Annotated in this window: 24 protein-coding genes; 20 read left to right on the top strand and 4 right to left on the bottom strand. The window is 40.2% G+C overall.

All coding sequences use genetic code 11. The features are described 5' to 3' along the window. Nucleotides 1-80: 80 nt before the first annotated feature. Nucleotides 81-713: an FKBP-type peptidyl-prolyl cis-trans isomerase gene (locus tag L4F93_RS02170; protein ID WP_250350913.1), complete on the bottom strand. Its 633-nt coding sequence runs from the start codon at nt 711-713 to the stop codon at nt 81-83. 25 nt (nt 714-738) lie between these two features. Beyond that, complete coding sequence (asd, locus tag L4F93_RS02165; RefSeq protein WP_250350912.1) at nt 739-1,623, bottom strand: archaetidylserine decarboxylase; 885 nt, start codon at nt 1,621-1,623, stop codon at nt 739-741. Nucleotides 1,624-2,396: 773 nt separating this feature from the next. On the opposite strand from asd, the gene bioA reads away from it, so the two are divergent. The 18 genes from bioA to hflC all read left to right on the top strand — a co-directional run bounded on the left by bioA (nt 2,397) and on the right by hflC (nt 19,022). Beyond that, nucleotides 2,397-3,686: an adenosylmethionine--8-amino-7-oxononanoate transaminase gene (gene bioA / locus L4F93_RS02160; RefSeq protein ID WP_250350911.1), complete on the top strand. Its 1,290-nt coding sequence runs from the start codon at nt 2,397-2,399 to the stop codon at nt 3,684-3,686. Beyond that, nucleotides 3,679-4,848 carry an 8-amino-7-oxononanoate synthase gene (gene bioF / locus L4F93_RS02155; protein ID WP_250350910.1) on the top strand — a complete coding sequence of 390 codons (1,170 nt, stop codon included), beginning with the start codon at nt 3,679-3,681 and terminating at the stop codon, nt 4,846-4,848. Before bioA ends, bioF begins: the two co-directional genes overlap by 8 nt. 5 nt (nt 4,849-4,853) lie before the next feature. After that, nucleotides 4,854-5,558, top strand: coding sequence for a DUF452 family protein (locus L4F93_RS02150; protein ID WP_250350909.1), 705 nt, complete (start codon nt 4,854-4,856; stop codon nt 5,556-5,558). Beyond that, nucleotides 5,558-6,319: a malonyl-ACP O-methyltransferase BioC gene (gene bioC / locus L4F93_RS02145; RefSeq protein ID WP_250350908.1), complete on the top strand. Its 762-nt coding sequence runs from the start codon at nt 5,558-5,560 to the stop codon at nt 6,317-6,319. Before L4F93_RS02150 ends, bioC begins: the two co-directional genes overlap by 1 nt. A gap of 10 nt (nt 6,320-6,329) precedes the next feature. Beyond that, on the top strand, nt 6,330-6,980 hold the full coding sequence (bioD, locus tag L4F93_RS02140) for a dethiobiotin synthase (protein WP_250350907.1): 651 nt from the start codon (nt 6,330-6,332) through the stop codon (nt 6,978-6,980). 80 nt (nt 6,981-7,060) lie between these two features. After that, nucleotides 7,061-7,585 carry a 23S rRNA accumulation protein YceD gene (yceD, locus tag L4F93_RS02135; RefSeq protein WP_250350906.1) on the top strand — a complete coding sequence of 175 codons (525 nt, stop codon included), beginning with the start codon at nt 7,061-7,063 and terminating at the stop codon, nt 7,583-7,585. A gap of 17 nt (nt 7,586-7,602) precedes the next feature. Beyond that, nucleotides 7,603-7,773: a 50S ribosomal protein L32 gene (rpmF, locus tag L4F93_RS02130; RefSeq protein ID WP_005544470.1), complete on the top strand. Its 171-nt coding sequence runs from the start codon at nt 7,603-7,605 to the stop codon at nt 7,771-7,773. Nucleotides 7,774-7,796: 23 nt separating this feature from the next. After that, nucleotides 7,797-8,828, top strand: coding sequence for a phosphate acyltransferase PlsX (gene plsX / locus L4F93_RS02125; protein ID WP_250350905.1), 1,032 nt, complete (start codon nt 7,797-7,799; stop codon nt 8,826-8,828). 141 nt (nt 8,829-8,969) lie between these two features. Then, nucleotides 8,970-9,920 carry a beta-ketoacyl-ACP synthase III gene (locus L4F93_RS02120; protein ID WP_250350904.1) on the top strand — a complete coding sequence of 317 codons (951 nt, stop codon included), beginning with the start codon at nt 8,970-8,972 and terminating at the stop codon, nt 9,918-9,920. A gap of 47 nt (nt 9,921-9,967) precedes the next feature. Beyond that, nucleotides 9,968-10,912: an ACP S-malonyltransferase gene (fabD, locus tag L4F93_RS02115; protein ID WP_250350903.1), complete on the top strand. Its 945-nt coding sequence runs from the start codon at nt 9,968-9,970 to the stop codon at nt 10,910-10,912. A gap of 17 nt (nt 10,913-10,929) precedes the next feature. Further along, nucleotides 10,930-11,658 (top strand): 3-oxoacyl-ACP reductase FabG, encoded by a 729-nt coding sequence (gene fabG, locus L4F93_RS02110; RefSeq protein WP_250350902.1) that lies wholly within the window; start codon nt 10,930-10,932, stop codon nt 11,656-11,658. A 295-nt stretch (nt 11,659-11,953) separates the two neighbouring features. Beyond that, entirely contained in the window at nt 11,954-12,184 is a 231-nt protein-coding gene (acpP, locus tag L4F93_RS02105; protein ID WP_005544465.1) for an acyl carrier protein, read from the top strand. A gap of 165 nt (nt 12,185-12,349) precedes the next feature. Next, nucleotides 12,350-13,684 carry an anaerobic C4-dicarboxylate transporter gene (locus L4F93_RS02100; protein WP_250350901.1) on the top strand — a complete coding sequence of 445 codons (1,335 nt, stop codon included), beginning with the start codon at nt 12,350-12,352 and terminating at the stop codon, nt 13,682-13,684. 147 nt (nt 13,685-13,831) lie between these two features. Further along, entirely contained in the window at nt 13,832-15,715 is a 1,884-nt protein-coding gene (htpG, locus tag L4F93_RS02095; protein WP_250350900.1) for a molecular chaperone HtpG, read from the top strand. 70 nt (nt 15,716-15,785) lie between these two features. Further along, nucleotides 15,786-16,049, top strand: coding sequence for a DUF5339 family protein (locus tag L4F93_RS02090; RefSeq protein WP_250350899.1), 264 nt, complete (start codon nt 15,786-15,788; stop codon nt 16,047-16,049). A 30-nt stretch (nt 16,050-16,079) separates the two neighbouring features. After that, nucleotides 16,080-16,817 (top strand): 4'-phosphopantetheinyl transferase family protein, encoded by a 738-nt coding sequence (locus tag L4F93_RS02085; protein WP_250350898.1) that lies wholly within the window; start codon nt 16,080-16,082, stop codon nt 16,815-16,817. 97 nt (nt 16,818-16,914) lie between these two features. Next, the gene (gene hflK, locus L4F93_RS02080; protein WP_250350897.1) at nt 16,915-18,135 is read left to right on the top strand and encodes an FtsH protease activity modulator HflK; all 1,221 of its coding nucleotides are present in this window, start codon (nt 16,915-16,917) and stop codon (nt 18,133-18,135) included. After that, complete coding sequence (hflC, locus tag L4F93_RS02075) at nt 18,135-19,022, top strand: protease modulator HflC (protein WP_250350896.1); 888 nt, start codon at nt 18,135-18,137, stop codon at nt 19,020-19,022. Before hflK ends, hflC begins: the two co-directional genes overlap by 1 nt. Nucleotides 19,023-19,084: 62 nt before the next feature. Here the strand turns inward: hflC and yjgA are convergent, their stop codons facing one another. Continuing rightward, on the bottom strand, nt 19,085-19,618 hold the full coding sequence (gene yjgA, locus L4F93_RS02070; protein WP_250350895.1) for a ribosome biogenesis factor YjgA: 534 nt from the start codon (nt 19,616-19,618) through the stop codon (nt 19,085-19,087). A 119-nt stretch (nt 19,619-19,737) separates the two neighbouring features. On the opposite strand from yjgA, the gene pmbA reads away from it, so the two are divergent. Then, a complete protein-coding gene (gene pmbA / locus L4F93_RS02065; protein WP_250350894.1) occupies nt 19,738-21,087 on the top strand; it encodes a metalloprotease PmbA in 1,350 nt (449 codons plus the stop codon). 243 nt (nt 21,088-21,330) lie between these two features. Then, nucleotides 21,331-21,873, top strand: a complete 543-nt coding sequence (gene hpt / locus L4F93_RS02060) for a hypoxanthine phosphoribosyltransferase (protein ID WP_250350893.1) — start codon at nt 21,331-21,333, stop codon at nt 21,871-21,873. Nucleotides 21,874-21,936: 63 nt separating this feature from the next. Here the strand turns inward: hpt and L4F93_RS02055 are convergent, their stop codons facing one another. Continuing rightward, on the bottom strand, nt 21,937-22,242 hold the full coding sequence (locus tag L4F93_RS02055; protein ID WP_250351602.1) for a DUF5339 domain-containing protein: 306 nt from the start codon (nt 22,240-22,242) through the stop codon (nt 21,937-21,939). Nucleotides 22,243-22,389: the final 147 nt, after the last annotated feature.

Genomic DNA, 22,389 nt, shown 5'->3' with positions numbered 1-22,389 from the left:
TTTATTAGGTGTAGATATTGATCTATTTGGTATAAAAAAGACCTAGCCATTAGCTAGGTCTTTTTTACGGAGAAGATCAATTAAAGAATATCTAATAATTCCACTTCAAAAACAAGGGGGCTAAATGGTGGGATTGACGCACCAGCACCGCGTTCACCGTAGGCAAGATTGTGTGGAATAGTGAGTTTCCATTTTGAGCCTACTGGCATCATTGAAAGGGCTTCAACCCAACCTGCAATCACGCCACTTACAGGGAATTCCGCCGGCTGACCGCGTTGTACAGAGCTGTCAAAAACGGTGCCATCAGTAAGGGTACCTGTGTAATGAACGCGTACTTGATCTTGTTTACTTGGGATCTTGCCATTGCCTTCAACTAAGATTTCATATTGTAAGCCTGAATCTGTTACTTGCACGCCCTCTTTTTTGGCATTTTCCGCAAGATAGGCTTTGCCTGCTTCTTCAATTTGTTTGAATTGTGCTTTCGCCGCCTCGGCAGCTTGTTGTTGAAGTTGTTGTAAGGCTTGAGTTACTTCGTTTAAATCAATTGCAGGTGGATTTTGATTTAACACATCGAAAATCCCTTTTGCAACGGCTTCAGGCTTAACCGCCAATTTACTTTCTACTAATTGTTGACCGATTTGTAAACCGATACCATAGCTACCTTTTGCTGAGATATCATCTAAAGAGACTTGATTAAAAAATTGTTCTGACATTGTTTTTTCCTTTTCATTAAATAAATTACTGTTTATAGGCTAAGACTTCACCCATATGGACTGGCGTATCAACGGCTAATTGCTCAGCTAATTTCACTTGATTTTGTTGGAATAAGTTAATTACCGTAGAACCAAGTTGGAAAGCCCCCATTTCTTGCCCTTTGTGCAGTTTTACCGCATTTTCACCCTCATAGGTCCAAACTTTCACTTCATTTGAGCGTGGAGGATTAATAATGCCAGCCCATTGTGTGCTAATGCTCGCCGTGATGGTCGCACCAACTAAAATTTGTACCATTTGCCCAAATTCTGTATCAAAAAGACAAATAACACGCTCATTACGTGCAAATAGATTTGGTATATGCTCGGCTAAAAATGGATTTACTGAAAAAAGCGCACCCGGAACATAAATCATTTTGCGTAATGTGCCATCACAAGGCATATGTACACGGTGATAATCTCTCGGTGAAAGATAGATAGTGGCGAATTCACCATTTTTAAAGGTCTGGGCTAATTCGTCATCATTCGCTAATAGATCCTCTAAATGAAAATTATGCCCTTTAGCTTGTAATAAACGATTGTCGTCAATGTGTCCTAATTGGCTGATTCTGCCGTCCGCAGGTAAACAAAGTGCGGTAGGATTTTCATCAATTTTTCTTGCACCTTCTGCTAAGGGACGGATAAAAAATTCATTGAACGTCGCATAATCATTAAAGTGAGGTTTTGCGGCCTCTTGCATATTGACTTGATATTTTTTAGCAAATAATTTGATGACAAAATGGGTAACAACTCCCCAGCGTTGTTTAGCAAACCAACCCGCAAGTTGAGTTAAATAAAGCTGAGGCATCAGATATTGAAATGCCACTTTTACACGTTGCCAATAAGTTAAAGGCATTTGCGTTTTTACTGTCATAACGTTTTCCTTTGTTAAAATGGGAAGGGGATTATATCAACTTATCCTACTTGTGCAATGATATGCAGAATTTGCCTTGATTTCTCGTGGGAATAGGGGTAGTGTTCATTTTCGATTATATGGCTGTAGGGGCAGATCTATGTGTCTGCCCGAAACATTAATGATTATACGGACGGACACATAGGTCCGTCCCTACAGAAAAATGATATGAAATACGGGCGAATACATCATTCCCCTAGCATAGGTTGGAATAATAGATTAAAAAATAGTAATGTTCGTCCTCTATTATAATTGGTGTAGGGGCAGATCTATGTGTCTGTCCGAAACATTAATGATTATACGGACGGACACACTGGTCCGTCCCTACAGAAAAATGATACGAGATGCGGGCGAATACATCGTTTTCTAGGATAGGTTGGAATAATAGATTAAAAATAGTAATGTTCGTCCTCTATTATAATTGGTGTAGGGGCAGACCTATGTGTCTGCCCGAAAAATTAATGATTATACGGACGGACACACTGGTCCGTCCCTACAGAAAAATGATACGAGATGCGGGCGAATACATCATTCCCCTAGCATAGGTTGGAATAATAGATTAAAAAATAGTAATGTTCGTTCTCTATTATAATTGGTGTAGGGGAGACTTATGTGTCAGCCCAAAACATTAATGATTACGGACGGACACACAGGTCCGTCCCTACAGAAAAATGATATGAAATACGGGCGAATATATCGTTTTTCCTAAAATTTGCTGGAATAATAGGATAAAAATGCAAGAACAATCCCTTCTTAATATTGATAAAAATCATATCTGGCATCCTTATTCATCAATAAATAGCGATGCGCCTATTTTTGCGGTGGAACGTGCTGACGGGGTGGAGATCACATTAAAAAATGGCAACACCTTGATTGATGGAATGTCCTCTTGGTGGGCGGCATTACACGGTTATAATCACCCCAAATTGAATCAAGCGGCGAAAGCCCAGTTAGACAAAATGAGCCATATTATGTTTGGCGGATTGACTCACGATCCTGCGGGAGAATTAGCACAACGCTTGGTGAAATTATTGCCTGAAGGACTGGATAAAATTTTTTTTGCAGATAGTGGCTCTGTCGCGGTTGAAGTCGCGATGAAAATGGTGGTGCAATATCAGCAAGCAAAAGGTGAAACTGGACGATATAAATTTGCCACGATACGTTCGGGCTATCACGGCGATACTTGGCACGCAATGTCAGTGTGTGATCCTGTTACGGGAATGCACAGCCTGTTCGCTAAAGGCTTGCCCGTGCAATATTTTTTACCGCAACCTAAAACCCCCTTTGATGGACAATGGCAAGAAGCGGATATTCAACCGCTTAAAGCATTACTTGCAGAAAAGAGCAGTGAAATTGCCGCCTTAATTTTAGAGCCGATTGTACAAGGTGCTGGCGGAATGTATTTTTATTCGCCCACCTATTTAGAAAAAGCACGGGCGTTGTGTGATGAATATGGCGTATTGCTGATTTTCGATGAAATCGCCACAGGATTTGGACGCACGGGTAAGCTGTTTGCCACCGACTATACCGCCATTAAACCGGATATTATGTGCTTAGGCAAAGCCTTAACGGGCGGTTATTTAACACTTTCTGCAACGGTAACCACCGCGCATATTGCCCAAACCATTTGTCATGGCGAAGCAAAATGCTTTATGCACGGGCCAACGTTTATGGGGAATCCACTTGCTTGCGCCATTGCCAGTGCATCCATTGATTTATTATTAGAAAGTGATTGGCAAGGCAAGGTCAAAGCCATTGAACAACAATTAAAAACAGAGCTTGCGGTAGCGAAAGATTTTCAATCGGTGAAAGACGTTCGTGTATTAGGGGCCATTGGGGTGTTAGAAATGAAATCCCCTGTGGATTTAGCCGTATTACAGCCAAAATTTGTTGAAAAAGGCATTTGGTTACGTCCTTTTGGGCATTTGGTGTATATTATGCCACCTTTTATTATTTCGCCAACGCAACTTAGCCAGCTCACGCAAGGCTTATTGTCTGTACTTAAAGAGGTTTACAATGAATAATCATCTCGCTGATTTTGCACAAACCTTGGCTGAACTCAAGGCGGCTGGGCAGTTTCGTCAGCTTCCGCAGTTAGATCATCAAGGCAAAATGATCGAAAAAGATGGGCGCTTAATGCTCAATATGTCTTCTAATGATTATTTAGGTCTTGCCAATGATGAGGCATTAAAAACCGAATTTTTACAAAAATACGGCGAAAAATTACCGCACTTTACTTCTTCATCTTCCCGTTTATTGACGGGATCTTTTGCGGTTTATCAACAATTAGAAAGTCTAATGGCGCGATGTTTTGGGCGAGAGGCGTGCTTATTGTTTAATAGTGGCTATCACGCTAACATCGGTATTTTGCCCGCAGTGGCGAATAAAAAAACGTTAATTCTAGCGGATAAACTGGTTCACGCCAGTATTATTGATGGCATTCGTTTGAGTGAAGCGGATTTTGTACGCTATCGACATAATGATTTTACCCATTTAGAAACCCTATTAGGTAAGTATCAGAACCAATATCAACGAATGATCATTGTTACCGAAAGTGTATTTAGTATGGACGGTGATGTGGTAGATTTGCCTCAGCTCGTGGCTCTCAAGCAACGCTTTGGCAATGTCTTATTATATGTGGACGAAGCCCACGCTATTGGTGCTTACGGCAAAACAGGGCTAGGTATCGCTGAACAGCAAGGTTGTATTCAAGAGATTGATTTTTTAGTTGGCACTTTTGGTAAGGCTTTAGCTTCAATGGGCGCTTATGTGGTATGCGATGAATTGATTAAAGCATATTTAATAAATAAAATGCGACCATTGATTTTTTCTACTGCTCTGCCTCCGCTGTGTGTGGCGTGGACGACATTTTTATTTGAAAAACTTCCGTACTTTACCCAAAGACGCCAGCATTTACACCAGTTAAGTGAAAAAGTGCGGTCGTTTTTTAAGCAGAATTTAGCCCAGTCTCTTGTTAGTGAAAGCTGTATCATTCCTTATATTATTGGCGATAATGAAAAAACAGTGGTAAAGGCACTTGCGTTACAAGAGCAAGGCTATTATTGTTTGCCAATCCGACCACCTACAGTGCCTAAAGGCACATCGCGTATTCGCTTATCTTTAACCGCAGATATGACAGAACAAGACGTGAACGCTTTTCTCACAACCTTAGTAAAATTTGAGTAACAACAATGCAAACAGAATTGATCAAAGGCGCAGAACATAGCCCGAATTTAATCCTCTATTTTGCTGGTTGGGGAACACCAGCCAGTGTCGTATCTCACTTGGTGTTACCAGAAAAAACGGATTTATTACTGTGCTATGACTATCAAGATCTGAATTTTCATTTTGATCTTTCTCATTATGCACAGATCCGTGTCGTAGCTTGGTCAATGGGCGTGTGGGTGGCAAATCAAGTGCTAGGACAAATGCCTCTTGTGAGTGCCACCGCAATAAACGGCACAGGCAAACCTTGTGATGATACAATGGGCATTCCGCAAGCCGTATTTATCGGTACACTGGAACAGCTAGATGAACGCCATTTAGCGAAATTTCAACGCAGAATGTGCGGTGATAGCGCTACATTTGAGCAATATTGTCAATTAGAAGGACAACGTGATTGGCAACAAGTGCGGTCAGAATTAGGCGAACTTTATCAATATATTCAGCAGGATAAGGGAAACGCAATTGATTGGACACGCGCCATTATTGGTGAGAAAGATCGCATTTTTCCTAGTCCGAATCAGTGTGTTTATTGGCAAACTTATATGAGTGAAAAAACAGGCAATACTGCACAACCGAGTGCGGTGCAAAATTCCACAGAATTTGTCTTGCAAACAATGCCATTGCCTCACTATCCCTTTGCACAATTTCATACTTGGGCTGAGTTATTTTAATGAACGTGGTGGATAAATCTCGTGTCGCACAATGCTTTAGCCAAGCCTTACCCAGCTATGACAGTCAAGCTAAAGCACAACAGCAAATTAATCAACAACTGTTGCAGCTTTTATTGCAAACGGGTCGCACTGCGTTTTCACAGGTGTTAGAAATTGGTTGTGGAACAGGGCATTTTAGCCAACTTTTGGCACAACATTTACAAGTAAAATCTTGGGCGTTTAACGATTTATGTGATGTAAAAAATCAACTTGATACATTATTCCCACAAGATAATTTTGTTTTTTATCAAGGAGATGGAGAAATTTATCCCTTTCCTACCGATTATGATCTGATCGCTTCAGCATCAGCAGTACAGTGGTTTGCCGATCCGCAAGCGTTCGTCAATAAATGTGCCGATTTATTACGTGAAAAAGGCATTTTACTTATTAGCACTTTTGCACCGAAAAATTTAGCAGAAATTCGTGCTTTGACGGGAATTGGTTTAGACTATCCTGATCTATCGCAGTGGCAACAATGGTTGAGTGCTAGATTTGAAATCAAAGCGCTGTTTGAGCAAGCGATTCCGCTTTATTTTGCTAGTCCGTTGGCGGTCTTGCAACATCTCAAAGTGACTGGTGTAACAGCGACAGGACAAGGGGGCTGGACAAAAGGGCGCTTACAACAATTTATTGCAGATTACAACGCGCAATATCAAAATACGCAAGGACAAGTGCGGTTGAATTATCAGCCACTTTTTATTTTGGCAGAAAAATTAACGTAAGAGGAATAAAATGGCAGGGCAAGTATTATTCATCTCTGGGATTGATACGGATGTGGGCAAAACTATTGCCACAGGTTGGTATGCGAAAAAGCTCGCCGACCAAGGAGCTTCTGTGATTACGCAGAAAATGATCCAAACGGGCTGTGAAGACATTTCAGAAGACATCATACAGCATCGTAAATTACAAGGCATAGGCTTATTGCCAGAAGATAAGCAAGGGCTGACTTGTCCTTATTTATTTTCTTACCCTTGTTCGCCGCATTTAGCAGCACAGCTAGAAAATCGAAAAATTTCTACCGCACTTATCCGTCAAGCCACAGATGAACTGGCAAGCCGTTATGATTATGTTTTACTGGAAGGTGCTGGGGGCTTGTGTGTGCCTTATGATGATCAACATACCACATTGGATTATATTGCCCAGCAACAATATCCCCTTATCCTTGTTACTTCAGGGAAATTAGGCAGCATTAATCACACCTTACTCAGCTTGTTAGCCTGTAAACAGTATCATATTGAAGTAAAAGGATTAATTTATAATCGCTATCCATTAGGTGATGAAATGATTAACAAGGAAACGGCACAATATTTGCAAAATTATTTGCAAAAACATTTTCCGCAAGCGGAATTTCTCTCTTTAGAAAAATTAACGTCAATCTGCTAAAAAGGAAATTTGGCTTTTTCACATAAAAAATTATAATTTCCTTTGACTATTTGCACATCAAAAGGTAATATTCACGCCCTATGCAAAAGGTAAAATTACCCCTTACAACTGATCCAGTAAGAGATGCGCAACGTAGGTTGGATTATGATGGTTATTATGCGATCAAGCAACTTTGCCGTCTGGCTGAATCAGTAGATAAAGTGCTCAGCGATGCACAGGTAACATTATCATTTTTCATTGATCCACAAAAATTAGTTGTTATGAAAGGCAACGCACGCGTTGAGGTGGCACTTACTTGTCAGCGCTGTGGAGAACCTTTTAATCAGCTTTTAGAAACTGAATTTGCATATAGCCCTGTTTCTGATTTGGATCAAGCTGATGCGTTACCAGACATTTATGAACCAATAGAACTTAACGAATTTGGTGAAATAGATTTATTGGCAACGATTGAAGATGAACTTATGTTATGTCTGCCGATTGTGCCGATGCATTCATCTGAACACTGTGAAGTGTCCGTGGCTGAACAGGTTTTTGGAACATTGCCCGAAGCGTTGGCAAAAAAACCGAACCCGTTCGCTGTATTAGCTAGTTTAAAGCAAAAGTAAATTTAGGAGTATAGCCAATGGCTGTTCAACAAAATAAAAAATCTCGTTCACGTCGTGATATGCGTCGTTCACACGATGCCTTAACTACTGCTGCAGTATCAGTAGATAAAGCAAGTGGCGAAACTCATTTACGTCATCACGTTACCGCTGACGGTTATTACCGTGGCCGTAAAGTGATCAACAAGTAATTCCTTTTCTATAAGGTATTGACTTGAGCCGTCTAACCCTTGCGTTAGATGTGATGGGCGGGGACATTGGTCCCCGTGTTACTATCCCCGCATCAATAAAAGCGTTGGAGCAAGATCCAATGCTTTCTGTTTTATTATTTGGCGATAGCCAACAAATTCTTCCTTTATTAGAAAACCTCTCTTCATCTTTGCAAGAACGAATTAAAGTTTGCCACTGCACTAAGGTGATTGATAATAGCCAAGATTTATCTTATGCCTTGCGTCATAGTAAAGGGACGTCAATGCGTTTAGCCATTGAGGCCGTGCAGAAAGGTGAGGCACAAGCTTGTGTCAGTGCAGGGAATACTGGGGCATTAATGGGCTTAGCAAAAATTTTATTGCAACCGCTTAAAGGAATCGAACGCCCAGCACTCGTTTCACTTATTCCTACGATTAATGGCGATCGCAGTGTGATGTTAGATTTAGGGGCAAATATTGATTGTTCTGCACAGAATCTTTATCAGTTTGCCTTAATGGGTGCAATTTTTGCGGAAAGTTGTCTTGGATTGGTTTATCCCCGTATTGCGTTATTGAATATTGGTATTGAAGAAATTAAAGGGCATAAGTCTATTCGTGAGGCCGCCACCCTGTTGAAGCAAAATCCGGCGTTAAATTATATCGGATTTATTGAAGGGGATTTATTACTTAATGGTAAAGCAGATGTTATCGTAAATGATGGTTTTGCGGGTAATATTGCGCTCAAAACCTTAGAGGGCGCAGCGAAGAATGTGATTTCTTTATTCAAAGGGCATTCAACATTGAATAAAACAAATCATATTTGTAAATTTATTGGGCGTTGGTTCGTCAAAACTTTTTTATTAAAAGGAAGTTTTCAGCGATTAAGACAAATTAATCCTGATCAATATAACGGTGCAACCCTAATCGGTTTAACTGCCGTGGTTGTAAAAAGCCACGGTAGTGCAAATATTGATGGTTTTGCTTATGCAATCCTTGATGCCGTACAGCAAGCAAGGTATAACCTTCCAGAAAAAATTTTGGCAGGGTTAGAAAAGTAATCTCGGAGATGATTATTCTGTCAAGCTGATAGGATAAACGGTGTTTTAGTAAAAATGTGCAAAAAACAGACCGCACTTTTAATACACTTTCTTTTTCAGCGGGCTTTCCTCGTTAGTGAACATTAATTATTTGAAATTATTATGTATAGTAGAATTTTAGCCACTGGTAGCTATGCACCAGAGCAAGTGAGAACAAATGCGGATTTAGAAAAAATGGTGGATACCTCGGACGAATGGATTACGACTCGTTCAGGTATTAAAGAACGTCGCATAGCTGGTGAGAATCAAACCGTTGCAACAATGGGCGCAGCAGCAGCAAAAAATGCTTTGGCAATGGCAAATCTTGATCCACAAGAAATTGATCTGATTGTGGTGGGGACAACGACAAATTCTCATTCTTATCCAAGTGCCGCCTGTCAAATACAAGGCTTATTAGGAATTAAAGATGCGATTGCATTTGATGTCGCAGCAGCTTGTACAGGCTTTATTTATGCGCTTTCTGTTGCTGATCAATTTGTGCGTAACGGACAGGTAAAAAAAGCCTTGGTGCTTGGTGCAGATCTAAATTCTCGCCATCTTGATGAAACAGATCGTAGTACTGTGGTGCTATTCGGTGATGGGGCAGGGGCTGTGATTTTGGAAGCAAGTGAAAAAGCGGGAATTATTTCTACCCATCTACACGCTTCACCAGATACAGAAGATATGCTCGTCTTACCGCAGGCGCAACGTGGTAATGAGCAGTCTGGTTATATTTCAATGCAAGGCAATGCGACCTTTAAACTGGCGGTAAGTCAATTATCTAACGTGGTGGAAGAAACCCTTTCTTTCAATAAATTAGATAAAAAAGATCTAGATTGGTTAGTGCCACATCAAGCAAACTTACGCATTATTAGTGCCACCGCGAAAAAACTAGAAATGGATATGGCACAAGTGGTTATTACCCTTGATCGTTATGGTAATACCAGTGCCGCAACCGTTCCTACCGCGCTAGATGAAGCAGTACGCGATGGGCGTATTCAGCGCGGTCAATTACTTTTATTAGAAGCCTTTGGTGGTGGTTGGACTTGGGGATCAGCCTTAGTTCGTTTTTAACTTTATCTGCTAGAATAGCAACTCAATTTCAAAAATAGGATATAAGAATGAAAAAATTTGCAATGGTTTTCCCCGGACAAGGATCACAAACAGTGGGAATGTTAGCGGAATTAGCTGAGCAATTTCCTGTTGTAGAACAAATCTTTAAGCAAGCTTCAGAGGTACTTGGCTATGATTTATGGCAATTAGTCCAACAAGGACCCGCTGAAGAATTAAATAAAACGTGGCAAACTCAACCCGCTCTTTTAGCGGCATCTGTTGCAATTTATCGAGTATGGCAACAGCAATATCCACAGTTAGTGCCTGCTGTTATGGCGGGGCATAGCTTAGGTGAATATTCAGCCTTAGTCTGTGCTGGGGTAATTGATTTTCAAGATGCTATCCAATTAGTTGAGTTACGTGGAAAATTAATGCAGCAAGCCGTGCCAGAGGGAACTGGGGCAATGTATGCCATTATTGGTTTAGATAATGAATCAATCATTAAAGCCTGTAAAGAGGCAGAGCAGGGTGAAGTGGTTTCAGCGGTGAACTTTAATTCACCGGGACAAGTGGTAATTGCCGGTGCAAAAGCTGCAGTAGAACGAGCCGCAGCGGCTTGTAAAGAAGCGGGCGCAAAACGTGCTTTACCACTTGCAGTAAGCGTACCATCTCATTGTGCATTAATGAAACCCGCTGCCGATCAATTAGCAGTCTCTTTAGAAAGCATTGCCATCAAAACGCCTGAAATTGCGGTGATTAACAATGTTGATGTAAAAGCAGAAGAAAAAAGTCACGAAATTCGCACCGCACTTGTTCGCCAGCTATATAGCCCAGTACGTTGGACTGAAAGCGTAGAAGCAATGGCGCAGAATGGTATTGAAGTGTTACTTGAAATCGGACCAAATAAAGTATTAACAGGATTAACGAGTCGTATTGTGAAAGAATTAACGGCTGTTGCGGTAAATGATCTTGCCTCATTAGAAAAGGCGCACACTTTATTAACTGAAGCCTAAAAATTAGGAGAAACATTATGCAAGGTAAAATTGCGTTAGTAACAGGAGCAACCCGTGGCATTGGTCGTGCAATTGCCGAAGAGTTAAGTGCTAAAGGTGCTTTTGTGATTGGTACAGCAACCTCTGAAAAAGGGGCGGAAAGTATTTCAGCTTACTTAGGTGAGAAAGGTAAAGGTTTAGTTTTAAATGTTGCAGATCAGCAATCTATTGAAGATGTATTAGCGAAAATTAAAGCAGACTTTGGTGATATTGATATTCTGGTTAATAACGCAGGGATCACCCGTGATAACCTATTAATGAGAATGAAAGAAGAAGAATGGTTTGATATTTTACAAACTAACCTTACTTCCGTATTCCATCTTTCTAAGGCGATGCTACGTACAATGATGAAAAAACGTTTTGGGCGTATTATTACTATCGGTTCTGTGGTTGGTTCAATGGGTAACCCTGGACAATCAAATTATTGCGCGGCAAAAGCGGGGCTTATTGGATTTAGTAAAGCATTAGCAAAAGAAGTGGCTTCCCGTGGCATTACGGTTAATGTTGTTGCGCCCGGCTTTATTGCAACAGATATGACTGATGCGTTAACCGAAGAACAAAAAGCAGCGACGTTGGCTAACGTGCCTGCTGGGCGTTTAGGCGAGCCAAAAGATATTGCCAAAGCAGTGGCTTTCTTAGCCTCTGATGATGCTGGCTATATTACAGGAACCACATTGCACGTTAATGGCGGTATGTATATGGCTTAAGATAGAAACATTTCGTGGAGGTATTCCATTAAATTTGTTTGATCTATCTTGAATTTAACGCAATTTATCGAATGAAAACATAGCCAAAAACTAGCCTTAATGCTAGAATCATTGGTAGCGATGTAAATTATTTACGTTGGCTGTTGCGTTAGCAGAGTAAGCTAACGTATTTTAACAAGTGTATTTTCATTAAGAATTTGTGGTTTGACCTTGTAAAAAGAGGTTGCAACTTAGCAAAAAATAAATACACTATAAAACCATTATTTTATGGCTAACTATAAATAGGAAAAAGCAAATGAGCATTGAAGAACGCGTAAAAAAAATCATTGTTGAACAATTAGGTGTTAAAGAAGAAGATGTAAAACCAGAAGCTTCATTCGTTGAAGATTTAGGTGCGGATTCTTTAGATACTGTTGAATTAGTAATGGCTTTAGAAGAAGAATTTGATATTGAAATTCCTGATGAAGAAGCAGAAAAAATTACGACAGTTCAATCTGCAATTGATTACGTTCAAAACAATCAATAATTATAGTTAAGGCGGTTTTTAGACCGCCTTAATTTTTTCTCTTTTCTGTAAAATTTGATTTAGATAGCCTTTTCATTAAATAATTTCTCTTCCCATATTGTAGAAAATAGTAAATAACGTATTATTGTGAGTAGAATTTTTTATAACTCATTTTAGGGATAGACTATGCTTTATTTAGAATTTTTATTTCTACTTTTAATGCTTTATATCGGTAGCCGTTATGGCGGGATTGGTCTTGGTGTTGTTTCAGGAATAGGTCTTGCCATTGAGGTTTTTGTATTACGAATGCCCGTAGGGAAAGCGCCTATCAGTGTAATGCTAATCATCTTAGCGGTTGTTACTTGTGCTTCTGTATTAGAAGCCGCGGGTGGGTTAAAATTTATGTTACAAGTGGCAGAGCGAATTTTGCGTAATAACCCTAAGCGCGTTACGCTACTTGGGCCAATCGTCACTTATTTGATGACCTTTATGCTTGGTACAGGCCATTCCGTGTATTCTATTATGCCAATTATTGGTGATGTTGCGCTAAAAAATAAAATTCGTCCAGAAAGACCAATGGCTGCAGCCTCTGTTGCCTCTCAGTTAGCGATTACATCAAGCCCACTTTCTGCGGCAGTGGTATATTATCTAGGTAAAATTACGGAATTACCGGGATTTGAGCATATTAGTTTATTGGATATTATTTGTGTTACTGTTCCTGCTACGTTTGCCGGTACGATTGCACTTGCGTTATATAGTATGCGTCGTGGCAAAGAATTAGAACAAGATCCAGAATATCAACGCCGTTTACAAGATCCTATTTGGCGTGAACGTATTTTAAATACAACAAGCACTACATTGAATGAAGAATTACCACCCGCAGCGAAACAGTCTGTTTATCTTTTCATTCTTTCACTTATTGTGATTGTTTGTATCGCAATGTTCCCAGAAGTACGTACTATCGGCGAGGGGACAAAAGTCATTTCAATGTCTATCATTATTCAAATGATGATGCTATGTTTCGGTGGGATTATTCTCTTAGTAACAAAAACCAACCCGCAAATTGTGCCTAATGGTGTGGTTTTTAAATCAGGAATGGTTGCGGCAATTGCGATTTTTGGGATTGCGTGGATGAGCGATACATATTTCCAATATGCTATGCCACAATTTAAAGCGGGCATTACTGAAATGGTAAAAGCCTACCCTTGGACATTTGCTTTCGCCTTGTTTGCTGTTTCTGTTGTGATTAACAGTCAAGCCGCTACGGCAGTAATGATGTTGCCTGTTGGTATTGGTTTAGGTTTACCAGCACCGCTACTGGTTGGTTTGATGCCGGCAACTTACGGTTATTTCTTCATTCCAAATTATCCGTCAGATATTGCAACCGTGAACTTTGACGTAACAGGAACAACCAAAATTGGTAAATACTATTTCAATCACAGCTTTATGATGCCGGGCTTAATTGGCGTGGTTGTCGCTTGTATGGTTGGTTATGTCATCGCAGAAATTGTGATTAGATAATTGATTTCATAAATAAAAAAGTGCGGTGGTTTTTCACCGCATTTTTATTGTGTAGAAATGCTTAAACTTTCATCGAATAAAACTTCACCCATTGAAATTCCTTCATTTATTCTTATATAAGATCCCATTAAAAAGAGAGGATACAATATGAACAAAAATCAAGAAACCCGTGGATTTCAGTCTGAAGTTAAACAATTGCTTCAATTAATGATCCACTCACTTTATTCCAATAAAGAAATCTTTTTACGTGAGCTAATTTCAAATGCTTCTGATGCAGCGGACAAGTTGCGCTTTAAAGCCCTTTCTGCTCCTGAACTGTATGAGGGCGAAGGTGATTTAAAAGTACGTATCAGCTTTAATGAGGAAAAAGGCACGATCACCATTAGCGATAATGGCATTGGAATGACACGCGAGCAAGTTATCGACCATTTAGGTACAATTGCCAAATCAGGTACGAAAGAATTTTTGAGCGCACTGGGGGCTGATCAAGCTAAAGATAGCCAGCTTATTGGACAGTTTGGTGTAGGGTTCTATTCAGCCTTTATTGTGGCGGATAAAGTTACGGTGAAAACCCGTGCTGCGGGCGCGCCTGCCGATCAAGGCGTGTTATGGGAATCCACTGGTGAAGGTGAATATACCGTTGAAAATATTGAGAAAAAAGATCGTGGCACCGAGATTACTTTACACTTACGCGAGGAAGATAAAGGGTTTGCCAATGCGTGGCGTTTGCGTGAAATCATCAGCAAATATTCTGATCATATCGGCTTGCCAGTAGAAATTTTAACGCAAGAATATGATGATGAAGGCAAAGAAACGGGCGTAAAATGGGAAAAAATTAACAAAGCGCAAGCACTTTGGACACGAGCAAAAGGCGATATTTCTGATGAGGAATATAAGGAATTTTATAAGCATTTAAGCCACGACTTTGCTGATCCGCTTTTATGGGCGCACAATAAAGTGGAAGGCAATCAAGAATATACGAGCCTGCTTTATGTGCCATCTAAAGCCCCTTGGGATCTGTTCAACCGTGATCATAAACAGGGCTTGAAGCTCTATGTGCAACGTGTATTTATTATGGACGATGCAGAACAATTTATGCCGAACTATCTGCGTTTTATGCGTGGTTTAATTGACAGCAATGATTTACCGCTTAACGTATCTCGCGAAATTTTGCAAGATAACAAAGTTACCGCAGCCTTACGTAAAGCGCTCACCAAGCGTTCATTACAAATGCTAGAAAAATTAGCAAAAGACAACCCAGAGCAATACTTACAATTCTGGAAAGAATTTGGTTTGGTGTTAAAAGAAGGGGTTGCAGAAGATTTTGCTAATCGTGAGCAAATTGCGCGCTTGTATCGCTTTGCTTCAACACATAATGATAGCAACGAGCAAACCGTTTCTTTAGATGATTATGTTTCACGAATGAAAGAAGGGCAAAAAGCCATTTATTACATCACCGCAGATAGCTATATTGCTGCGAAAAATAGCCCGCACTTAGAGCTATTTAATAAGAAAGGCATTGAAGTCTTATTGCTTTCTGATCGTATTGATGAATGGATGCTTAGCTATCTCACTGAATTTGATGGTAAACCATTGCAACCAATCACAAAATCCGATCTTGATTTAGGTGATTTGGCTGACCAAGAACAGGAAGAGCAAAAAGCCCAAGATCAAGCCTTTGGGTCTTTTATTGAACGAGTAACCACCTTATTAGGGGATCGCGTAAAAGCGGTGCGTTTAACCCATCGTTTAACAGACACCCCTGCTGTGGTATCAACGGACAATGATCAAATGACTACCCAAATGGCAAAATTGTTTGCGATGAGCGGTCAGCCTGTACCTGAAGTGAAATATACGTTCGAGTTAAATCCAGATCATCATTTAGTGAAAAAAGTCGCTGATATGGCAGATGAAGAACAATTTGCAAACTGGATTGAGTTACTGCTTGAGCAAGCGATGTTTGCGGAACGTGGTTCATTAGAAAACCCAACGGCATTCATTAAACGTGTAAATGAGTTGTTATCTAAATAAATTCGGTTAGAATAGAAGCGTTGTCTCAAATGCGGCAACGCTTATTTTTTGACTTATAAAAAGGAATGGTATGAAAAAATTTATTGTCGTTATCAGCTTATTGCTATCTGCGTGTAGTTCGGTATTGAATATCAGTCAATCGGATAAATTAGTGAACAGTTGCCAAACCTATTTCAATATTTTAGATGAGAATGTTGCCACCTCCACCTTACCTGCGGAAACCTTGCAGGCATTGCAACAAGATTTTGCGCAATATCGCAAAGCATTTACTCAACTTTCTGCCGAGAAACAAGCGCAATTCTGCCGTGCGCGTTTAGCTCGTTTTCAGCATTAATTTTCTTTCCCTGCGTAACAAGGAGCATCAATGAGCATTTTTATTGCGTGGGGAAATATTCATCAGTCTTATCCTTTCGAGCAAATTCCAACAGCATTACTCACGCCAAAATTGCGTCAAACACCGCCTGAACAACCGCGTTTGCTGCAACGTTATCGTTGCCGTTGGGTAGCACATTTTTTATTATGGGAGTTATTAAAAACAGCAAAAATTTCCACCGCACTTTTATCTCAGATTGCTTACAGCCAAAGCCAGAGACCTTATTTTCCTGACCCCTCGATTGATTTTAATATTAGCCATTCGGGAGATTGGGTGGCGGTGATGCTAAGCGTGAATGAAAAAGCAAGCCAAAAGCAAAGTGCGGTAGGAATTGATATTGAATTTCCGCAAAAAGCCCGAGATTATGCTGCCTTGCTTGGCTATTTTGCCTCAGAACAAGAACAGCAATGGTTTGCCAAACAGCCCGATAAAAAAAACGCCTTTTATCGCATTTGGTGTTTGCGTGAAGCACTGCTGAAATCTCAAGGAGTTGGCATTGTAAAATTGTCTGAAGTGGATCACCAAGCAGATGATTTGCAATTATTTTCTGCGCATTGCCCGCAAGGGGAAGCCATATTCACACAAGAATTGCCCTTTTATTTGTCCGCTTTTGCTAATGAAACGCTTGCCGCAGCGCATTATTTCTATTGGAATGACAAAGGGTTGAAACAAACCGAATTAAAGCAAAAAATTGGCTATAAAGTAAACCCCACTTTAACAGATTTTTGAAAGGAAAGGGAATGAGAAAGGGCAGGCAATCGGCCCTAGACTTCACGATATATTTTGTTTAGACTGATAACAATTTTTTGACAAATGGAGAAAAAAAATGTCCTTAAATGGTTCAGATCAAGATCCTTGGGGAAAACCGGGGAATAACCCAAATCAATCGGATAACAAAGCCAATCCGAATGACCAATGGGATAAGCGCAATAAGCAAGAACAATCCCCACCTGACCTTGAAGAAGTCTTTAGTAATTTATTGAAAAAACTTGGCGGTGGTCAAAATGGTGGTAACCATCACGGCGGTAAAGGTGCCTCTTTTGGCTTAGGTAAATTATTACCTATTGCCGCAGTAATTGGGGTGATTGTTTGGGGCGTGAGTGGGTTTTATACCGTGAAAGAAGCGGAACGAGGTGTTGTGCTACGCTTTGGCGAATTGGAAAAAATCGTCCAACCGGGTTTGAACTGGAGACCGACTTTCGTGGATAAAGTCATTCCTGTCAATGTAGAACAAGTGAAAGAATTGAAAACTCAAGGTGCAATGCTTACCCGCGATGAAAATATGGTGAAAGTAGAAATGACCGTACAATATCGTGTGAGTGATCCAGCGAAATATTTATTCAGCGTGACCAATGCTGACGATAGCTTAAACCAAGCTACCGACAGTGCCTTGCGTTATGTGATCGGACATATGTCAATGGATGATATTTTAACCACTGGGCGTTCAATTGTGCGTGAAGACACTTGGAAAGCCTTAAATGGCATTATTCAGCCTTATGATATGGGACTAGAAGTGCTTGATGTAAACTTCCAATCAGCCCGTCCGCCAGAAGAAGTCAAAGCGGCGTTTGATGATGCGATTAAAGCACAAGAAGATGAACAGCGCTACATTCGTGAAGCTGAGGCTTATGCCCGTGAGCAAGAGCCTATCGCGCGTGGTAATGCGCAACGTATTATCGAAGAAGCTACTGCCTATAAAGATCAAGTGGTGTTAAATGCGCAAGGGGAAGTAGAACGTTTCCAGCGTCTCTTACCTGAATTTAAAGCAGCACCGCAATTATTGCGTGATCGCTTATATATTCAAACAATGGAAAAAGTGATGGCAAACACGCCGAAAGTCTTGCTAGATAGCAACAGCAATAATTTAAGTGTGTTACCGTTGGATAAAATTTTATCGCAAAAAAATAGCGAAAAAAGCACCGCACCTAATTCATCAAATTCACAAAGTGCGGTGAAAAATCAGGAAATTTATTCCGATACTCGCCGTTTTTCCAACAGTGAGAACGATCAACAATCATCTGAAAACCGCCAAGGGAGATTTAACTAATGCGTAAGATTTTAACCCCTGTTTTACTGGTATTGCTCGCGGTGATTTATTCTAGCCTTGTGATTGTTGATGAAGGCACGCGTGGTATTATGTTGCGTTTCGGCAAGGTTCATCGTGATTCAGACAATAAAGTGGTTGTCTATGAACCGGGTTTACATTTCAAAATCCCCTTTATTGATTCAATGAAAGTGTTAGATGCCCGCATTCGCACCCTTGATGGTGCGCCAGATCGCTTTGTTACCGTTGAGAAAAAAGATCTTTTAGTGGATTCTTATGTGAAATGGCGAATCAGTGATTTCGGCCGTTTCTTCACAGCAACAGGTGGCGGGGATTATACACAAGCCTCTAATTTACTACGCCGTAAAGTGAATGACCGTTTACGTTCTGAAGTGGGTTCACGCACCATTAAAGACATTGTATCAGGCACACGCGGCGAATTAATGGTTGGCGCACGCAAAGCCTTGAATACAGGGCAAGATAGCACCTCAGAATTAGGTATCGAAGTAGTAGATGTGCGGGTAAAACAAATCAATCTACCTGATGAAGTGTCTTCCTCAATTTACCAACGTATGCGTGCGGAGCGTGATGCAGTGGCTCGTGAGCATCGTTCACAAGGTAAAGAAAAAGCTGCCTTTATTCAGGCTGATGTAGATCGTAAAGTTACCGTTATTTTAGCCACAGCCAATAAAACAGCACAAGAATTACGAGGCAATGGCGATGCGACAGCCGCTAAATTATATGCTGATGCTTTCGCACAAGAACCTGAATTTTACAGCTTTGTGCGTAGTATGAAAGCCTACGAAAAAAGTTTTGCAGAATCAAACAATATGCTGATTCTCAAACCAGACAGCGACTTCTTCCGCTTTATGCAAGCGCCGAAGAAATAGGTAAGTAACATCCGAAACTAAAATGGCACATTAACGTGCCATTTTTATTGAGATATTCGAAATTATTCCTCAATCGCTAATTCTTTTAAGTATTGAAAGAGTTCACGATAGGCTTTTGGTGGTTTGTTTTGTGCTTTTTCTTTTTGGGCTGTACGGATTAAGTTACGCAAATGCTGGCGATCTGCATTAGGATAATCATTCAGTAAGTCGCCTAATACCTCATCCCCTTTGATGATAAGTTCATCACGCAATAATTCTAATTTGTGCAGTAAGGCTTGTTGATGGTTGTGCTTATTTTCTATTTTATCCAACGCTTCTTGAATAGCCGTGGTATCAATCTGGCGTAGCAGTTTGCCAATATATTGTAATTGGCGACGCTTGGCTTCTTTTTGTAAACGTTGGGCAAGTTCAATCGCATCAAGAATATTTTCTTCCAGTGGTATTTTTTCCAAGTTTGTTTTAGTCAGATTAACTAATTTTTCACCAAGCTGTTTTAACGCTTCTGCGTCGCGTTTTATTTCACTTTTACTTACCCAAATAATCTCTTCTTGTTCGTCATCTTCCCAATCAAATTGTTCTTTCTTACGTTTTGCCATAAGGGTTTCCTAAATCGAAATGCATTAAATAGCCGTTAGTGTAGCATAATTTTGTCTAAATTAGCGAGATAAGGGAAAATGGGATAAAATACGGCAAATTTTGATAAGAGGTTAAAAAAATGCAACAAAATTCCACCGCACTTTTAAAACAGCAAGAGCAAGAATTACGCGAGGCTGTAAGTTATGCCATTGATATTGCAACAAAAGCTGGGGCTAGTGCTGAAGTTGCTGTGACCAAAGTGAATGGGCTTTCTGTTTCCACGCGTTTGCAAGAAATTGAAAATGTGGAATTTAATAATGATGGCGCATTGGGCATTTCGGTTTATTTAGGACAACAAAAAGGCAATGCTTCCACTTCGGATTTAAGCCCTGTGGCAATAAAAAATGCCGTGGAGGCAGCACTTGCCATTGCGAAATATACCTCACCTGATGATTGTGCCGGTTTGGCTGATCGCGATTTAATGGCGTTTGAGGCACCAGATTTATCTCTTTATCATCCTGCTGAAATTGATGTGGATCAGGCGGCTGCGTTAGCGTTACAGGTGGAAAAAACGGCGTTAGATTATGATGAACGCATTGTAAATAGTGAAGGCGCTGCTTTTAATTCTCATACAGGTGTGCGAGTTTATGGTAATAGTTATGGAATGTTACAAAGCTATTTGTCTAGCCGTTATTCCCTTTCTTGTTCAATGATCGCCGTTAACAATGATCAGCTTGAGCGTGATTACGAATATACGGTTTCGCGTTACCCCGATAAATTAGAAAATCCCGCTTGGGTGGGTGAAAATGCGGCGAAAAAAGCCTTATCGCGCCTCAATCCGCAAAAAATTGCGACTCAAGAAGTGCCAGTGATCTTTCTAAATGATGTCGCCACAGGGCTGATTAGCCATTTAACGGCGGCGATTAGTGGTGGCAGTTTATATCGCAAAGCGAGCTTTTTGTTAGATGCTTTAGGAAAACCTATTTTGCCAGATTGGTTTCACATTAGTGAGCGCCCACATTTAATCGGTAAATTGGCCTCCTCTCCTTTTGATAGTGAGGGGGTGCGAACCCGAGATAGGGAAATCATTGAGCAAGGTATTTTGCAAACTTATTTATTAACCAGTTACAGTGGACGAAAACTTGGTATGCAAAGTACAGGACACGCTGGCGGTATTCATAATTGGCAAGTAACTCCGAATTTGCAAGGTGGTTTACCTGCACTCTTGAAAGAAATGGGAACAGGTTTACTTGTTACGGATTTAATGGGGCAAGGGGTAAATTTAGTCACGGGTGATTACTCTCGTGGCGCATCAGGTTTTTGGGTTGAAAAGGGGGAAATTCAGTATCCTGTGGCAGAAATTACTATTGCTGGCTTGCTCCCTGAAATGTTTAAGCAAATTATCGCAGTGGCAGATGATGTGGAACACCGCTCTAATATTCAAACAGGGTCGATTTTGTTAGAAAGAATGAAAGTATCAGGAAATTAATTTACAAATGAGAATTATTCCTATTGACATTGTTTTTTAGTTTGTTAAAATGCCTCTGTTTGTTAAGTATTGTTATTAAAAATGATCATTCATTTTTAAGATGCTCCAAACAAGTAGAGTAGAAAGTAAATTCGTTAGGGTATTTAAAAGGCTGAGACTTATATCTCGGCCTTTTTTTTGCTACAATTTAGCCGTTTTTAACTCGATCATTTGTGCCATTGGGGGCTTAAAGGTAAATTAATAATGAAAAAACACTATGTAGATGTGATGATTTCGGAACAAGATGTGCGTACTAGAATTGGTGAATTGGGGCGCGAGATTACTCAATATTACCATCAGCAACAAGTGGAAAAGTTGATTGTGGTTGGTTTGCTACGTGGCTCATTTATGTTTATGGCTGATTTGGTACGTGAAATTGATTTACCTGTGGAAGTAGAATTTATGACCACGACAAGCTATGGTAGTGGAATGACAACCAATCACGATGTGAAAATTAGCAAGGATCTTGATGGCGATATTCGTAACGAACAGGTTCTCGTTGTAGAAGATATTATTGATACCGGTTACACCCTGCAAAAAGTGCGTGAAATGCTAAAACTGCGTGATCCTGCGTCATTACGTATCTGTACGCTATTGGATAAACCTTCACGCCGTGAAGTGGAAGTGCCAGTAGATTGGGTGGGGTTCACTATTCCTGATGAGTTTGTTGTGGGCTATGGCATTGATTATGCACAACGTTATCGGAATTTGGGCTATATTGGCAAAGTGGTTTTGCAGGAAGAATAAACGGCTATCTGAGATAACATAAAAGGCTTGTTTTGTAACAAGCCTTTTTAATTATTAATGTTATTAAAGTGTATTTTGTTGTTTAGAGGCAAGTCTCGCTAGTGCCGCATCACAACTTTTCATTTGGGTTGCAAGTTCCATTTCAAGGATCTGCTTTTTACTTTGATTTAGTTTACTCTTAATTTTATTCAACTGAGTGTGTGTACCCGGTTGTTTTTCCGCTTCAGCAATGAGGTTTTCTGTTTCTTTGAAGAGTTTAGCGCATTGCTGAGGGAGGATATTTTTTTCTGTTTGTTGTGGCGCTGCTGAAATTGAAACGCTCATCAATGCGGTTACAGCCAGTGTTGCTACCAACATCATTCCCTTCATTATTTTCATTAAAACTCCCTTATTTTCAAATCTGTAAACATATAATAAAAAATGAGCTTTGCGAAAGTTAGCAAAATCTGGGAGTAAAGTCTAGTTATTCATCGTTTTTTATTCTATTTTGCGAGGCAACGCACAATTCTTGTTGTA

It is taken from the genome of Avibacterium sp. 20-132, from assembly GCF_023611925.1.
In the GTDB taxonomy this organism is placed as follows: domain Bacteria; phylum Pseudomonadota; class Gammaproteobacteria; order Enterobacterales; family Pasteurellaceae; genus Avibacterium.
Note: the sequence above shows the minus strand (reverse complement) of the source record. Positions and strands in the feature narration are given on the sequence as shown.

Bases quoted from the DNA above. Each gene is read 5' to 3' on its own strand.
- bioA (WP_250350911.1), top strand. From the start codon at position 2,397: ATGCAAGAACAATCCCTTCTTAATATTGATAAAAATCATATCTGGCAT.
- pmbA (WP_250350894.1), top strand. From the start codon at position 19,738: ATGCAACAAAATTCCACCGCACTTTTAAAACAGCAAGAGCAAGAATTA.
- L4F93_RS02085 (WP_250350898.1), top strand. From the start codon at position 16,080: ATGAGCATTTTTATTGCGTGGGGAAATATTCATCAGTCTTATCCTTTC.
- L4F93_RS02150 (WP_250350909.1), top strand. From the start codon at position 4,854: ATGCAAACAGAATTGATCAAAGGCGCAGAACATAGCCCGAATTTAATC.
- rpmF (WP_005544470.1), top strand. From the start codon at position 7,603: ATGGCTGTTCAACAAAATAAAAAATCTCGTTCACGTCGTGATATGCGT.
- yjgA (WP_250350895.1), bottom strand. From the start codon at position 19,618: ATGGCAAAACGTAAGAAAGAACAATTTGATTGGGAAGATGACGAACAA.
- fabG (WP_250350902.1), top strand. From the start codon at position 10,930: ATGCAAGGTAAAATTGCGTTAGTAACAGGAGCAACCCGTGGCATTGGT.
- L4F93_RS02100 (WP_250350901.1), top strand. From the start codon at position 12,350: ATGCTTTATTTAGAATTTTTATTTCTACTTTTAATGCTTTATATCGGT.
- fabD (WP_250350903.1), top strand. From the start codon at position 9,968: ATGAAAAAATTTGCAATGGTTTTCCCCGGACAAGGATCACAAACAGTG.
- L4F93_RS02055 (WP_250351602.1), bottom strand. From the start codon at position 22,242: ATGAAGGGAATGATGTTGGTAGCAACACTGGCTGTAACCGCATTGATG.
- hpt (WP_250350893.1), top strand. From the start codon at position 21,331: ATGAAAAAACACTATGTAGATGTGATGATTTCGGAACAAGATGTGCGT.
- hflK (WP_250350897.1), top strand. From the start codon at position 16,915: ATGTCCTTAAATGGTTCAGATCAAGATCCTTGGGGAAAACCGGGGAAT.
- acpP (WP_005544465.1), top strand. From the start codon at position 11,954: ATGAGCATTGAAGAACGCGTAAAAAAAATCATTGTTGAACAATTAGGT.
- L4F93_RS02120 (WP_250350904.1), top strand. From the start codon at position 8,970: ATGTATAGTAGAATTTTAGCCACTGGTAGCTATGCACCAGAGCAAGTG.
- L4F93_RS02170 (WP_250350913.1), bottom strand. From the start codon at position 713: ATGTCAGAACAATTTTTTAATCAAGTCTCTTTAGATGATATCTCAGCA.
- bioF (WP_250350910.1), top strand. From the start codon at position 3,679: ATGAATAATCATCTCGCTGATTTTGCACAAACCTTGGCTGAACTCAAG.
- htpG (WP_250350900.1), top strand. From the start codon at position 13,832: ATGAACAAAAATCAAGAAACCCGTGGATTTCAGTCTGAAGTTAAACAA.
- yceD (WP_250350906.1), top strand. From the start codon at position 7,061: ATGCAAAAGGTAAAATTACCCCTTACAACTGATCCAGTAAGAGATGCG.
- bioD (WP_250350907.1), top strand. From the start codon at position 6,330: ATGGCAGGGCAAGTATTATTCATCTCTGGGATTGATACGGATGTGGGC.
- asd (WP_250350912.1), bottom strand. From the start codon at position 1,623: ATGACAGTAAAAACGCAAATGCCTTTAACTTATTGGCAACGTGTAAAA.
- bioC (WP_250350908.1), top strand. From the start codon at position 5,558: ATGAACGTGGTGGATAAATCTCGTGTCGCACAATGCTTTAGCCAAGCC.
- hflC (WP_250350896.1), top strand. From the start codon at position 18,135: ATGCGTAAGATTTTAACCCCTGTTTTACTGGTATTGCTCGCGGTGATT.
- L4F93_RS02090 (WP_250350899.1), top strand. From the start codon at position 15,786: ATGAAAAAATTTATTGTCGTTATCAGCTTATTGCTATCTGCGTGTAGT.